General features: G+C 45.2%; 17 protein-coding genes. 10 read left to right on the top strand and 7 right to left on the bottom strand.

All coding sequences use genetic code 11. The annotated features are described in order from the left end of the window. The 3 genes from infC to rplT all read left to right on the top strand — a co-directional run. On the top strand, nt 1-231 hold a 231-nt coding region (infC, locus tag KT99_RS18860; protein ID WP_005503403.1), incomplete at its 5' end, for a translation initiation factor IF-3. Between the two features lie 84 nt (nt 232-315). Beyond that, nucleotides 316-510, top strand: coding sequence for a 50S ribosomal protein L35 (gene rpmI, locus KT99_RS18855; protein WP_005503401.1), 195 nt, complete (start codon nt 316-318; stop codon nt 508-510). Nucleotides 511-527: 17 nt separating this feature from the next. After that, nucleotides 528-887: a 50S ribosomal protein L20 gene (rplT, locus tag KT99_RS18850; RefSeq protein WP_005503399.1), complete on the top strand. Its 360-nt coding sequence runs from the start codon at nt 528-530 to the stop codon at nt 885-887. Between the two features lie 149 nt (nt 888-1,036). Here rplT and trxB read toward each other — a convergent pair whose 3' ends face one another. After that, nucleotides 1,037-1,990, bottom strand: coding sequence for a thioredoxin-disulfide reductase (trxB, locus tag KT99_RS18845; RefSeq protein WP_005503397.1), 954 nt, complete (start codon nt 1,988-1,990; stop codon nt 1,037-1,039). 148 nt (nt 1,991-2,138) lie between these two features. Beyond that, nucleotides 2,139-3,254: an alanine dehydrogenase gene (ald, locus tag KT99_RS18840; protein WP_005503377.1), complete on the bottom strand. Its 1,116-nt coding sequence runs from the start codon at nt 3,252-3,254 to the stop codon at nt 2,139-2,141. 180 nt (nt 3,255-3,434) lie between these two features. On the opposite strand from ald, the gene lrp reads away from it, so the two are divergent. The 7 genes from lrp to KT99_RS23330 all read left to right on the top strand — a co-directional run bounded on the left by lrp (nt 3,435) and on the right by KT99_RS23330 (nt 10,594). Then, the gene (lrp, locus tag KT99_RS18835; protein WP_005503367.1) at nt 3,435-3,941 is read left to right on the top strand and encodes a leucine-responsive transcriptional regulator Lrp; all 507 of its coding nucleotides are present in this window, start codon (nt 3,435-3,437) and stop codon (nt 3,939-3,941) included. A gap of 182 nt (nt 3,942-4,123) precedes the next feature. Continuing rightward, entirely contained in the window at nt 4,124-6,646 is a 2,523-nt protein-coding gene (locus tag KT99_RS18830) for a DNA translocase FtsK (protein WP_040572221.1), read from the top strand. Between the two features lie 68 nt (nt 6,647-6,714). Further along, nucleotides 6,715-7,341, top strand: a complete 627-nt coding sequence (gene lolA, locus KT99_RS18825) for an outer membrane lipoprotein chaperone LolA (protein WP_005503365.1) — start codon at nt 6,715-6,717, stop codon at nt 7,339-7,341. A gap of 16 nt (nt 7,342-7,357) precedes the next feature. Then, a complete protein-coding gene (locus KT99_RS18820) occupies nt 7,358-8,689 on the top strand; it encodes a replication-associated recombination protein A (protein WP_005503364.1) in 1,332 nt (443 codons plus the stop codon). Then, complete coding sequence (gene crcB / locus KT99_RS18815; protein ID WP_005503363.1) at nt 8,682-9,056, top strand: fluoride efflux transporter CrcB; 375 nt, start codon at nt 8,682-8,684, stop codon at nt 9,054-9,056. Before KT99_RS18820 ends, crcB begins: the two co-directional genes overlap by 8 nt. An 18-nt stretch (nt 9,057-9,074) precedes the next feature. Beyond that, nucleotides 9,075-10,361 (top strand): serine--tRNA ligase, encoded by a 1,287-nt coding sequence (gene serS / locus KT99_RS18810; protein WP_005503362.1) that lies wholly within the window; start codon nt 9,075-9,077, stop codon nt 10,359-10,361. Nucleotides 10,362-10,471: 110 nt separating this feature from the next. Continuing rightward, nucleotides 10,472-10,594 (top strand): hypothetical protein, encoded by a 123-nt coding sequence (locus KT99_RS23330; RefSeq protein WP_005503361.1) that lies wholly within the window; start codon nt 10,472-10,474, stop codon nt 10,592-10,594. A 165-nt stretch (nt 10,595-10,759) separates the two neighbouring features. Here the strand turns inward: KT99_RS23330 and KT99_RS18800 are convergent, their stop codons facing one another. The 5 genes from KT99_RS18800 to KT99_RS18780 all read right to left on the bottom strand — a co-directional run. Beyond that, on the bottom strand, nt 10,760-11,095 hold the full coding sequence (locus KT99_RS18800; RefSeq protein WP_005503360.1) for a TusE/DsrC/DsvC family sulfur relay protein: 336 nt from the start codon (nt 11,093-11,095) through the stop codon (nt 10,760-10,762). Beyond that, entirely contained in the window at nt 11,092-11,373 is a 282-nt protein-coding gene (gene tusB, locus KT99_RS18795; protein WP_005503359.1) for a sulfurtransferase complex subunit TusB, read from the bottom strand. The genes KT99_RS18800 and tusB overlap by 4 nt, the downstream gene beginning before the upstream one ends. Beyond that, nucleotides 11,373-11,729, bottom strand: coding sequence for a sulfurtransferase complex subunit TusC (gene tusC, locus KT99_RS18790; protein WP_005503358.1), 357 nt, complete (start codon nt 11,727-11,729; stop codon nt 11,373-11,375). The genes tusB and tusC overlap by 1 nt, the downstream gene beginning before the upstream one ends. Then, nucleotides 11,729-12,118 (bottom strand): sulfurtransferase complex subunit TusD, encoded by a 390-nt coding sequence (gene tusD / locus KT99_RS18785; protein WP_005503348.1) that lies wholly within the window; start codon nt 12,116-12,118, stop codon nt 11,729-11,731. Before tusD ends, tusC begins: the two co-directional genes overlap by 1 nt. Nucleotides 12,119-12,259: 141 nt before the next feature. Next, nucleotides 12,260-12,842: Bax inhibitor-1 family protein (locus KT99_RS18780; RefSeq protein ID WP_005503342.1), on the bottom strand; the 583-nt coding region annotated here is incomplete at its 5' end.

The following is a 12,842-nucleotide window of genomic DNA, read 5'->3' as shown; positions in this document are numbered from 1 at the left end:
ACGATGAATGATTATCAGGTAAAACTACGCAACCTGATTCGTTTTCTAACTGACGGTGACAAAGCGAAAGTAACGCTGCGTTTTCGTGGTCGTGAGATGGCTCACCAAAATCTTGGTATGAAACTTTTGAATCGTATTAAAGATGACTTGGCTGAGATAGCAGTAGTGGAGTCTTTCCCTAAAATGGAAGGTCGCCAAGCTGTGATGGTACTCGCGCCGAAAAAGAAATAGTAGGGCCAAATAAAAGTAGCAGTGGTCTGTTAAGGTCGCTGTTCGCCTTGCATTTTATTAATATCCCAATGCGGAGTTTTAGCAATGCCTAAAATGAAAACTGACAAGGGTGTAGCGAAGCGTTTTAAGAAAACCGCCAATGGTTTCAAACGTAAGCAAGCTCATTTACGTCACATCTTGACCAAGAAAAGCACTAAGCGTAAACGTCACTTACGTGCTAAATGTTTAGTTAGCAAAGCCGACATGCCAGCAATTGCACGTCAACTACCATACGCTTAATAAAGGAGCAATAAACAATGCCTAGAGTTAAGCGTGGTGTAACCGCTCGTGCTCGTCACAAGAAAGTACTAAAACTAGCCAAAGGTTATTACGGAGCTCGCTCACGTACTTACCGTATTGCTAAGCAAGCAGTAACTAAAGCTGGTCAATATGCTTACCGTGACCGTCGTCAGAAGAAACGTCAATTCCGTCAACTTTGGATTGCGCGTATCAATGCGGCAGCTCGTCAAAATGGTTTGTCTTACAGCCGTTTCATTAATGGTTTGAAAAAAGCCTCTATTGAAATTGATCGTAAGATCCTAGCTGACATCGCTGTATTCGACAAAGTTGTATTTACAACTTTGGTTGAGAGAGCAAAAGACGCATTAGCTAAGTAATTAGTTGATTCATCTTGATTAAGGGGCCCTTTGGTCCCTTTTTTTATGCCTGTAATTTTATGGTTATGAGTAACTGTTATCAAATATCAAGCAAAAAAATAGTAGGCAATAGCCTACTATCTCTAAATGTCGATGTGAAAGAGCGCGGGTTACTTCAATGCGTCTAAGTAACGTTCGGCGTCAAGTGCTGCCATACAACCTGTGCCAGCCGAAGTAATGGCTTGACGGTAGTGTTGATCCATCACGTCACCTGCAGCAAAAACACCTTCAATGCTTGTTTGAGTGGCGTTGCCATTTAGACCACTCTGTACCTTGATGTAGCCATGACTCATGGCTAATTGACCTTCGAACATGCCGGTATTTGGACTGTGACCGATGGCAATGAAAACACCCATTAATTCAAGTTCTTTGATAGCACCGTCTTTAGTGCTCTTCATCTTAAGACCGGTAACGCCCATCTGATCACCCACAACTTCATCTAGTGTGTTGTCTAAATAAAGAATAATATTACCGTTCTCAACCTTATCCATGAGTCGCTTGGTTAAGATTTTTTCACTGCGAAATGTATCTCGGCGATGAATAAGATGAACTTCGGAGGCGATATTACTGAGGTAAAGTGCCTCTTCTACAGCAGTATTACCGCCGCCGACAACGGCAACCTTTTGCTGGCGGTAGAAGAAACCATCACAGGTTGCACAGGCAGAAACACCTTTGCCCTTGAATGCTTCTTCAGAATCTAAACCTAGATACATGGCTGAAGCGCCAGTTGAGATGATGAGTGCATCACAAGTGAATTCACCGTTGTCGCCCTTTAATTGAAACGGACGAACATTGAGGTTGACTTGGTTAATGTGGTCAAAAATGATTTCAGTATCAAATTTTTCTGCGTGCTTCTGCATACGCTCCATTAATGCCGGACCGGTGAGATCATCTGCATCGCCTGGCCAGTTTTCAACTTCTGTTGTGGTGGTAAGCTGACCGCCTTGCTGTATACCTGTTATTAAAACTGGCTTCAGGTTTGCGCGAGCGGCATATACTGCAGCAGTGTAGCCCGCTGGGCCTGAACCTAAAATCAACAGTTCACAGTGTCTAACTTGACTCATTCTTTTCTCCGTGCTCTTTAGCAAATTGCTGCGATTGTATGGAATTTCCTACATGGGGTAAAGTTTTGTATGACGATTCTTTTAGATTGTGCTAATCGAAAAAAGGGAGCCTAGGCTCCCTTTAGTATCACAAATGTATTCTGGTGAATTAGTTGAGTAAGATCTTTGGCTCAACGAACTCAAGATCTAATGCTTCGGCGACCTCTTTACAGGTGATCTTACCGTGCATGACGTTTAGACCATTACGCAGATGCTTATCCTGGAGTAGAGCTTTTCTATAACCAAGATCGGCAAGCTTGATGATGTAGGGTAATGTGGCATTGTTAAGTGCAAACGTTGAAGTACGTGCCACGGCGCCAGGCATGTTAGCCACACAGTAATGCACCACATCATCTACGATATAAGTTGGATCTTGGTGCGTGGTCGCATGTGATGTTTCGATACAACCACCTTGGTCGATGGCAACATCGACGATAGCAGAGCCTGGCTTCATCTTAGCGATATGTTCTTTAGTCACCAGTTTAGGCGCCGTCGCGCCAGGAACCAGTACACCACCAATGACTAGATCGGCTTCCAATACATGCTTTTCGATGGCATCGGCAGTGGAGTAGATGGCTTTAACGCGATTATCAAACTGGGCATTGAGGCGACGAAGTGCTTCTATGCTACGGTCTAAGATAACGACATCGGCACCAAGGCCTACAGCCATCTGCGCCGCGTTAGTACCCACGATACCACCGCCGATAATAACGACTTTAGCGGGCTCTACACCCGGTACGCCGCCAAGTAGCATGCCACGTCCGCCCATAGATTTTTCCAGCGCCATAGCACCGGCTTGAATAGACATACGGCCAGCGACTTCTGACATTGGCGCGAGTAAGGGAAGGGCGCCACGGTCATCGGTGACGGTTTCATAGGCGATACAAACTGCTCCACTTTTGATTAAGTCTTCAGTTTGTGGCAGATCCGGTGCCAAGTGTAAATAGGTAAATAATAGCTGATCTTCACGTAACATGGCACGTTCTACAGCTTGTGGCTCCTTCACCTTAACGATCATCTCAGACTGAGCAAATACTTCTGTTGCTGTGGCTAAAATCGATGCCCCAACATCGATATAATCTTGATCTGTAAAACCAATTCCGTTGCCAGCGTTAGTTTCCATGAATACTTTATGACCTTTAATAGTCAATTCACGTACACTAGAAGGGACCATACCAACACGATACTCGTGGTTTTTGATTTCTTTAGGTACACCAATTATCATCTTCGAGCCTCAATCTGCATAATAACCCATGCTTTATGGGTTTAATTGTTATTTTGTCGTGTCCTGAACGTGATTGTTTCAGGAAAATCTAGTATAGTATCACTTCAACAGTTTATGCTGCTGAACTTGTGACATACCTAGTGATAAATATTGTTTTAGTGATAAAACAAGGTTAAAAATATGCTTAATAATAAAAAGAGTCCTATAAAAGACTTAGATCGTATAGATCGAAACATACTTAATGAGTTACAGATCGACGGACGCATTTCTAATGTAGAGCTGTCTAAACGAGTAGGTTTAAGTCCCACACCTTGCCTTGAGAGAGTTAAAAGACTTGAGAAGCAGGGGTATATCAATGGATATACCGCATTAGTGAACCCCCATTTGCTGGGTGCTTCATTGCTGGTGTTTGTGGAAATTACACTGAATCGTGATAGTGCTGAAGTATTTGATAAATTCAATCGTGCAGTTCAATTGTTGGACGACATTCAAGAATGTCATCTAGTGTCTGGCGATTTCGACTACTTGTTGAAAACACGTGTAGCAGATATGTCGGCTTATCGTCGCTTATTAGGCGAAACTTTACTCAAGTTGCCCTCTGTTTCTGACACTCGTACTTACGTAGTGATGGAAGAAGTTAAGCAAACCAATAAAGTTGCCATCAACGTTACTGCCGAAACTTTATAGATTCGGTCGTTACGTTTCCAAGAAAGGAGCCAATTATGGCTCCTTTTTTATTTTGAGCATAAAATGTTCACTAGCATTAATTATCATAAAGATAATGCCTTTAACTCGGCTTAATCGCTGCAAACGACTGTCATATTTGGTATCTTAAGCTCACCTGTCTTCATCTTTTTATGGGTTTTCATTTGGCTAAGGGAAATAGTGTTAAAACGCTCAGCGGAGTGCAGCGGATTTTAGAGGGGAGCCTCATCCTATGCTGCATGCTGGCAACTTATATTCTTTTATCACTCAGCAGCTTTGACTCTTCAGATCCTGGCTGGAGCCAGTCTAGCTTCAAAGGTGACATTCAAAATGTCACCGGTGCCGTAGGTGCCTGGATGGCGGATGTCTTGTTCTATTTCTTCGGCTATACCGCCTATATCATTCCTATTATCGTGGCATTGACGGGTTGGTTGCTGTTTAAACGTACCCATAAGTTATTAGAAATAGATTATTTCTCCGTGGGACTCAGGCTTATTGGCTTTTTGCTGATCGTGTTCAGCTTCGCGGCCTTAAGCAGCATGAACGTCAATGATATTTATGATTTTTCTGCCGGTGGTGTTTCCGGAGATGTGATCCGTGATGCCATGTTGCCTTATTTCAATCAATTAGGCACAACACTCTTACTGCTTTGCTTCGTCGGTGCAGGTTTCACACTCTTGACGGGGATCAGCTGGCTTACGGTTATCGATCTTACCGGGCTCAGTGCCATCTGGATTTTTAATCTATTACGTGGATTACCCGAGCGCTTTAGCAGACGTGCGTCTGAGACCGAAGATACTCGAGGCTTCATGTCTGTGTTTGATAAGTTTAAAGAGAAACGAGCCCTGAGAGATGAGCGTCTAGAGTGGAACGATGATAGCGATGCCCAGGATGACCTCGATGATAAAGATCAAACTGAGCCGAGTATTCACATTCAAGAGATCAGAACCGAAGCAGCGACTCAGCGTCCAGCTAAAAGTGCCGAGCTTGTCATTGAGATGCCAAATCTCGACGCTAGCATAGAGACTGATACTATCGATTTCGATACTAAGGCTTCCACTGGCGCAGTGACTAATGCTCAACATAAAGAGAAAAACACAACAAAGACTCAGGGTCAAGAGTCGGCAAAAATTGTCGATGGTATCGTGGTATTACCGGGTCAAGATTTAGAAAAAGCTAAGAAGCCGATCACGCTGCTGCCGTGTATCTCACTGCTCGATGTGCCTAACAGAAAGACCAACCCCATCAGTCGTGAGGAGTTAGAGCAAGTCGGTGCCTTAGTCGAGGCTAAGCTTGCCGATTTTAATATTGTCGCCAAAGTGATGGGTATCTTCCCCGGTCCCGTGGTAACACGCTTTGAGCTCGACTTAGCGCCGGGTGTTAAAGCCTCTAAGATCACTAACTTATCGAAAGATTTAGCCCGTTCATTACTGGCTGAAAGCGTTCGAGTTGTCGAGGTTATACCAGGTAAATCCTATGTAGGACTGGAATTACCTAACAAGTTCCGTGAAACTGTATACATGCGGGATGTGCTTGACAGCAAAGAATTTTCAGAAAATGAGTCACATCTAAGTATGGTACTGGGTCAAGACATCGCCGGTGACCCTGTGGTAGTTGACTTAGGTAAGATGCCACATTTGTTGGTTGCCGGTACTACAGGCTCTGGTAAGTCGGTCGGCATCAACGTGATGATCACTAGCCTGCTGTATAAATCTGGCCCCGATGATGTACGTTTTATCATGATCGATCCTAAGATGTTGGAGCTTTCAGTTTACGAAGGTATTCCGCATTTATTGTGTGAAGTCGTTACCGACATGAAAGATGCGGCAAACTCCTTGCGTTGGTGTGTGGGAGAGATGGAGCGCAGATATAAGTTGATGTCTGCCTTGGGTGTACGAAATCTTAAAGGCTATAACGCAAAAATTAAACAGGCTAAAGCCGTGGGTACCCCGATATTTGATCCTCTGTGGAAATCATCGGATAGTATGGAGTCAGAGGCGCTAGAGTTAGAGAAATTACCTTCAATCGTGGTCATAGTGGATGAATTTGCCGACATGATGATGATAGTGGGCAAGAAGGTTGAAGAGCTAATAGCACGTATTGCCCAGAAGGCGCGTGCCGCTGGGATCCATTTGATTCTCGCGACCCAGAGACCCTCGGTGGATGTGATAACCGGCCTGATTAAGGCAAACATTCCAACCAGAATGGCGTTCCAGGTGTCTAGCCGAATCGATTCCCGTACCATTTTAGATCAACAGGGTGCGGAAACCTTACTGGGTATGGGGGACATGTTGTACCTTCCCCCGGGAACCAGTGTGCCCATTCGAGTACATGGTGCCTTCATCGACGATCATGAGGTTCATGCGGTGGTCGCAGATTGGCATAGGCGAGGTAAGCCTCAATATATCGATGAGATTATCAATGGTTCAGCCGAAGGCGAGCAGGTGCTGTTGCCTGGTGAGACCAGCGAGTCAGATGATGATACCGATGCACTGTATGATGAAGCCGTCGCCTTCGTTACCGAAACGCGCAGAGGGTCTATCTCAAGTGTACAGCGTAAATTTAAGATAGGTTACAACCGCGCCGCGCGTATTATTGAGCAGATGGAGGCTCAGGGAGTGGTCAGCTCTCAGGGACACAACGGTAATCGTGAGGTGCTGGCGCCACCTCCGCCTAAAAGCTATTAATGAATCTTTAGTTAGTTAAGATTTAACTTTGGCTAAGGTGATAACAGAATTTGTTAGAAGGAAAAATTATGAGAAAAAAAGTCACCTTATTGGTAATGGCACTGCCCTTGATGGCATCACTTCTCGTTGTTGCGGATGAATCATCTGCACTTAGAGCGAAACTAGAAGAAATGGCCACACTTAAGGCAAACTTCAGTCAGGTGGTGACGGACATCAATAATAAAGAGATCCAAAAAGGCAGTGGCGTGTTTGCTTTAGCCTACCCGAATAAGTTTTATTGGCATCTTACTGAGCCCGACGAGTCGCTGATTGTCGCCGATGGCACAGATGTATGGATCTATAATCCCTTTGCCGAGCAGGTCTCTGTGATGGATCTTAATCAAGCGATCACCGCGTCCCCGATAGCCCTGCTCGTTCATAGAGACGAAGAAACCTGGGCGCAGTATTCAGTGACCTCGAAAGGTGATTGTTTCGATATACAACCTAAGAGTGTCGATGCCGGTGTCGAGTCGGTAAAAGTTTGCTTCAAAGATAAGACTTTGACTCAGATGGTGTTAAAAGATCAGCAGGGCAATGTGAGCTCATTTCAGCTAACAGATCAGACAGCCATCACTGAAGCTGAGATGTCATTGTTTAAATTTATCCTGCCTGAAGATGTTGATATAGACGATCAACGCTTAAATGCCGTTAACTAACGGCTAAGAGAGATACGTGTCCAGTTTTAGTTTCGATTTCGCCCCGGATTTCAGACCTTTGGCCGCGCGTATGCGTCCCGAAGTGTTGGAACAATTCATCGGTCAATCACATCTGTTAGGTGAGGGAAAGCCACTTCGTAAAGCTCTCGAAGCTGGGCGCGCTCATTCGATGTTGTTTTGGGGCCCGCCTGGCACGGGCAAAACGACGCTGGCAGAGCTCGTTGCCCATTATGCCAATGCTCATGTCGAACGTATTTCGGCGGTAACGTCCGGTGTAAAGGAGATCCGCACGGCGATTGAACATGCCAAAAATGTTGCAGAATCCCGTGGTCAAAGAACCTTGCTCTTTGTTGATGAAGTACATAGGTTCAATAAGAGTCAGCAAGATGCCTTCTTGCCCTTTATCGAAGATGGAACGGTCATTTTTGTCGGCGCGACCACAGAAAACCCCTCATTCGAGATCAACAATGCCCTGTTATCCCGGGCAAGGGTCTATCTGATTAAGAGACTGACCAATGATGAGATCATTCAAATTGTCAGGCAGGCATTAATTGATAATGATCGTGGTCTGGGTAAAAGGCAGCTCAAGATACCCGATGCGGTGGCCGAAAAACTGGCCAATGTATGTGATGGTGATGCACGTAAAGCCCTTAATTTAATTGAATTGATGAGTGACATGATCGCCGATGGTGAATCATTCACCGAACAGATGATCATCGAAGTTGCCGGTCAACAGCTTGCGGGTTTCGATAAGAATGGCGATCAGTTTTACGATCTCATCTCTGCTGTACATAAGTCGATTCGAGGCTCGGCGCCCGATGCCGCGCTTTACTGGTTTTGTCGAATGTTAGAAGGGGGCTGCGATCCTCTTTATATTGCACGTCGACTACTCGCAATTGCCTCTGAAGATATAGGCAACGCCGATCCAGTCGCCATGACCGTCGCGCTCAATGCATGGGAGTGTTTTCATCGCGTGGGTCCATCAGAAGGTGAGCGTGCATTGGCACAAGCTATCGTCTATCTCGCCAGTGCACCCAAGAGTAACGCGGTTTACACGGCGTTCAAGGCCGCACGTCAATTGGCGCGAGAAACGGGTCAAGATGCAGTACCTGAGCATCTACGTAACGCACCGACTCAGTTGATGCAAGATCTTGGTTACGGTGAGGGTTACCGCTATGCCCATGATGAACCTAACGCTTATGCCAGTGGAGAGAATTATTTTCCTCAAAGACTGGCCAAGAGTCGATTTTATTACCCAACGGAACATGGCTTCGAGAAGCGGATCAAGGCCAAATTAGCGCATCTTGCTCAGCTCGACAAGGACAGTGAGGTTAAACGGTATGAATAATATTCTATTTGTTGCCCTGGGGGGATCGATTGGTGCAGTTTTTCGTTATCTGATCTCAATTTTCATGGTTCAGCTATTTGGCTCTGCATTTCCTTTTGGTACACTGTTAGTCAATATCCTAGGCTCCTTTATGATGGGCATTATTTATGCCTTGGGTCAGGTCAGTGAAGTCAGTCCTGAAATTAAAGCTATGGTTGGTGTTGGCCTATTAGGCGCACTCACCACATTTTCAACTTTTTCCAACGAAACTCTGTTACTCATTCAGAGTGGTGCTTGGTTAAAGGCATTTTTTAATATTACTCTGAACCTTAGCCTGTGTATATTCATGGTCTATTGGGGACAGCAGTTGGTTTTTTCTCGCATTTAACTATTAAGAATATAAAACATGTTAGATCCAAAATTTTTTCGTAACGAATTAGAAGTCACGGCAGAGCGTCTGGCCACCCGAGGTTTTATTCTGGATGTTGAGCGTCTCAGTAAGTTAGAGGAAAAGCGTAAGTCATTGCAAATGGCTACCGAAGAACTGCAGGCATCCCGTAACGCTATCTCGAAATCTATCGGTCAGGCGAAAGCAAAGGGTGAAGATGTTGCGCCTATCATGGCTAAAGTTGGCTCGCTAGGTAGCGAACTGGATGCAAAAAAATCTGAGTTGTCAGCCTTATTAGCAGAACTGAACGTCATCGCGATGAGCGTGCCCAACTTACCCGATGAGTCCGTCCCTTTTGGGGCCGACGAGAGTGAGAACGTCGAAATTCGTCGCTGGGGCACACCTAAAGAATTTAGCTTTGAAGTTAAAGATCATGTCGACCTTGGTGAAGCACTCGGCGGCTTAGACTTTAAAAGTGCAGTTAAAATAACTGGTTCACGTTTCATCATCATGAAAGGCCAAATCGCCCGCATGCATCGAGCCTTGGCTCAGTTCATGTTAGATTTGCACACTGACGAGCACGGTTATACCGAGGTATATGTACCCCTGCTGGTTAATGAAGACAGCTTGTTAGGCACGAGTCAGTTACCAAAATTTGGTGAGGACCTGTTCCACACTAAACCTGCTACTGAAGAAGGACAGGGCCTGAGCCTTATCCCGACGGCTGAAGTGCCATTAACCAACATGGCTCGTGACACCATCATAGACGAGGATGAGCTGCCCGTTAAGCTCACCGCTCATACGCCTTGTTTCAGAAGTGAGGCGGGGTCATATGGCCGTGATACTCGAGGTCTTATTCGTCAGCATCAATTTGATAAAGTAGAACTGGTTCAACTGGTTAAGCCTGAAGATTCTATGGCTGCACTGGATGCATTAACCGGTCATGCCGAGACGGTACTGCAAAAGCTAGCACTTCCATACCGCACCGTTATTCTCTGTACCGGTGATATGGGCTTCGGCGCGAGCAAGACCTATGATATCGAAGTTTGGTTACCGGCTCAGGATACCTATAGAGAGATCTCATCTTGTAGCAACATGCAAGATTTCCAGGCCCGTCGTATGCAAGCGCGTTATAAAGCCAAATCTGCCAAGAAACCTGCATTACTACATACCTTGAATGGCTCAGGTCTGGCTGTAGGTCGTACACTCGTGGCTGTGCTTGAGAACTATCAAAATGAAGATGGCAGTATTACAGTGCCAGAAGTGCTGCGTCCGTATATGAATGGGCTCGAAAAAATAGCTTGATATTAGCTAGGGTTTCGTTCGATATATTAAGGCTGTGCTAGTTTAATGGGAAGAGCGGAGCCAAAACCGTTTTAAAAATGTAGAAAAATAAAACAAAACAGGAAGAGCAAATGGATAGTGGTTGGCGCTACTTTCAGTGGCTTAGCTATGTGGTGGTCATTTGTTCTTTTGGTGGGATCATGTTTGCTACATTTAGCGAGGCTACGTTAATTATTCTGCAGAATATTATCTAACTTCATTTAAAACCTCTATAGGGCGGAACAAGCTCGATAGAGGTTTTTTATTTGGCTGGAAAATGCTTTGGCTATAATACCAATCGGTATAAAGCTTGGCTCAGTCGGTGATTTTAAGTTGTAGACTTAATCTGAGTCATATTAAGTCTACAACTTAAAATTGAATTAGATACACTTTGCAGGCTTAGGCAGACCCGCTATCTTAGTCGCTTGTTTCGCTGGTCCAAGTGGAAATAGGGTGTACAGGTATTTAGAGTTACCTTTATCTGCACCTAGCTTCAGGCCGATGGCTTTGACCAATACTCGAATCGCCGGGCTGGTCTTAAACTCTAGGTAGAAGTCTCGTACGAATAAAATCACTTCCCAGTGTGCCACTGTGAGCTCAATATTCTCACCTTGGGCGATGATCTCGGCAATCTCTTCATTCCAATCACTGACCTGCTTAAGGTAGCCTTGATGGTCGGTTTCTATTTTTTGCTCTTGATAATCTATGTGGTTCACCAAGTGATCACCTTCTTATGAATTAACGCTTGTTGTACAAATTCGTTATGGTCGATACATGCATACTCGACGAGTCGCTTGGTGAGGCCACGAGCCTGTACGTCGCTTTTAAGCAGGAAGAGCCGTCTATCTTGCAGCGCCAGCTGCCATTTATCTTCTAAGAGGGCATAGACTCCATTGCCTGAGAGTAAAAAACTGTCAGTTTCCCCCGCATAGTGAACGGCACAGCTTAATGCATTGTCTTGATTCGGTGAAGTTTGGATATGGTGTAAGATCATTAGAAAACTAAAACCTCGTCTGCTGCTTGTAACTGCTCAGTTATGTTGTTACTCGTGACTCTTTCCACTGAGATAGTTAACTCACTATTGGCCAAGCCGAAACGTGCCAGTGAGCTCTGACAAGCCAATACGGTTTCTATATCATACAGTTCGAGAGCCCCGAAAGTCGCGATATAATCTTTTGCCCCCGCGGTTTCAGGTTGCTGCTCCGGCATGAGATGGAGCACGCCTTCATCGACAAATAGCAAACTGACGTCTTGCTCGAAACTGGCACTGAGTAAGGCCAGATCCAGCGCTTCTCTGCCATGAGGCGTGCCGTGGGGGGCTCGGCGAAAAACAATTGTTAGCTTCTTCATTAAAAACTCACCAATCGATCAGCGCTTTCTAACCCTGTGACGAGTTCACCCAGACCACCCATAGTGAAGGGAGCTTGCATGTTCCAATGGGAAACTTGGTTTTCTTTGGCTTCAGTCTCTGAGATGATGCCTCGTCTTAACGCGGCTGATACACAGTTAACCAATTCGAGCCGATATTGTTCTGATAACTCAATCCAGGAGCGCGTCAGGTCGAACTCGTCAGATGCAGGGCTATTGAGACCACTGGTATTGAAGACGCCGTCTTGATAGAAGAAGACACGAATGATCTCGTGACCCGATTCGAGGGCGGACTTTGAAAATTGGTAGGCGTTATAACTGGCAGAACTCGAATAGGCTGCGCCATTGACCTGAATGATAAATTTGCTCATGGTTATACTTAAAAATAGCTGTGACGATTAAAATTACTTTAAGAAGGGCAAAAAAATAGCCCCAGTAAGGGGCCATTATAACGCATTAAAGCGAACTGAAACGGGTTATTTCTTTAGAGATAAACACATTCTCAGCAGTGATTAATCGTCATTACCACCAATGCCCATTAGGTGAAGAAGGGCAATGAACAGGTTGATGAAATCCAGGTACAAAGCGACAGTTGCACGGATATAGTTGGTTTCACCACCGTTTACGATACGGCTAGTATCATAAAGGATGAAGCCAGTCATCAGTAAGGCAATACCCGCATTCAGTGCCATGAATACTACACCGCTACCGATGAAAATATTCGCTATCCCCGCGACGATTGCGATAACAAGGCCGGCAATCAAGAAACCACGCATAAAGGAGAAATCTTTCTTAGTGGTAATGGCGTATCCAGAAAGGGTGACAAAAACCACTGACGTTAACCCTAAAGCCTGCATGATCAACTGAGGGCCGTTTGCCATACCCGCGTAATGATTCAGGATGTAGCCAAGAGACGCACCTTGCATACCAGTGAAGGCAAATACCCAAAAAAGACCGGCACCTGTGTCTGCTTTTCTTAAAGTGACAAATAACAAGACTAAGCTACCAATAGATAGGCCGAGTGACATCATGGGGCTAATGGCCAATGTCATGGCTAATCCTGCACAAACTGCAGAGAAAGCTAATGTCATCGAA

The sequence above is a fragment of the Shewanella benthica KT99 genome (genome assembly GCF_000172075.1).
GTDB classification, from domain to species: domain Bacteria; phylum Pseudomonadota; class Gammaproteobacteria; order Enterobacterales; family Shewanellaceae; genus Shewanella; species Shewanella benthica_A.
This window is presented reverse-complemented; position numbering and strand designations above follow the sequence as displayed.

Coding starts and splice junctions, on each gene's coding strand:
- rpmI (WP_005503401.1), top strand. CDS start 316: ATGCCTAAAATGAAAACTGACAAGGGTGTAGCGAAGCGTTTTAAGAAA.
- rplT (WP_005503399.1), top strand. CDS start 528: ATGCCTAGAGTTAAGCGTGGTGTAACCGCTCGTGCTCGTCACAAGAAA.
- trxB (WP_005503397.1), bottom strand. CDS start 1,990: ATGAGTCAAGTTAGACACTGTGAACTGTTGATTTTAGGTTCAGGCCCA.
- ald (WP_005503377.1), bottom strand. CDS start 3,254: ATGATAATTGGTGTACCTAAAGAAATCAAAAACCACGAGTATCGTGTT.
- lrp (WP_005503367.1), top strand. CDS start 3,435: ATGCTTAATAATAAAAAGAGTCCTATAAAAGACTTAGATCGTATAGAT.
- lolA (WP_005503365.1), top strand. CDS start 6,715: ATGAGAAAAAAAGTCACCTTATTGGTAATGGCACTGCCCTTGATGGCA.
- crcB (WP_005503363.1), top strand. CDS start 8,682: ATGAATAATATTCTATTTGTTGCCCTGGGGGGATCGATTGGTGCAGTT.
- serS (WP_005503362.1), top strand. CDS start 9,075: ATGTTAGATCCAAAATTTTTTCGTAACGAATTAGAAGTCACGGCAGAG.
- KT99_RS23330 (WP_005503361.1), top strand. CDS start 10,472: ATGGATAGTGGTTGGCGCTACTTTCAGTGGCTTAGCTATGTGGTGGTC.
- tusB (WP_005503359.1), bottom strand. CDS start 11,373: ATGATCTTACACCATATCCAAACTTCACCGAATCAAGACAATGCATTA.
- tusC (WP_005503358.1), bottom strand. CDS start 11,729: ATGAAGAAGCTAACAATTGTTTTTCGCCGAGCCCCCCACGGCACGCCT.
- tusD (WP_005503348.1), bottom strand. CDS start 12,118: ATGAGCAAATTTATCATTCAGGTCAATGGCGCAGCCTATTCGAGTTCT.